The following is a 472-nucleotide window of genomic DNA, read 5'->3' as shown; positions in this document are numbered from 1 at the left end:
GACCGTCGGAAGAACCCATGGCGATGGTACGCACGATACCGCCGCCGAGCTGCTGCTGAACTTCCAGCACCAGGCTCTCGTTACCATTCTGTACCTCAAGCGCGTCGTACACGCGTGGTACGGCGTCCTGAGGGAACTCGACGTCCACCACGGCGCCGATTACCTGGACAATCTGTCCAGTAGCCATCTTGAATCCTCTACGTAATTCGTAAACCTGGTTAAACCGCGGCGGCCCCCGAGACGATCTCGGTGAGTTCCTGAGTAATGCTGGCCTGACGAGCTTTGTTGTAAACCAACTGCAGCTCTTTAATCAGGCTGCCGCCATTATCGGTCGCGGCTTTCATCGCCACCATTCGTGCGGCCTGCTCGCTGGCCAGGTTTTCTACAACGCCCTGATAACCCTGAGATTCAACGTAACGACGCAGCAGGGTATCCAGCAGCGGTTTCGGATCGGGTTCATACAGGTAATCCC

The 472-nt window shown here is 56.8% G+C and carries 1 protein-coding gene and 1 pseudogene; both read right to left on the bottom strand.

Annotated elements, in window-relative coordinates; all coding sequences use genetic code 11:
* A pseudogene (locus FMM79_RS07435) lies at positions 1-187 on the bottom strand (F0F1 ATP synthase subunit beta); the annotation flags it as partial.
* Positions 188-218: 31 nt separating this feature from the next.
* Positions 219-472: F0F1 ATP synthase subunit gamma (locus FMM79_RS07430; protein WP_205466543.1), on the bottom strand; the 254-nt coding region annotated here is incomplete at its 5' end.

Source organism: Novosphingobium sp. BW1 (assembly GCF_008107685.1).
Classification (GTDB): Bacteria; Pseudomonadota; Alphaproteobacteria; order Sphingomonadales; family Sphingomonadaceae; genus Novosphingobium.
Note: the sequence above shows the minus strand (reverse complement) of the source record. Positions and strands in the feature narration are given on the sequence as shown.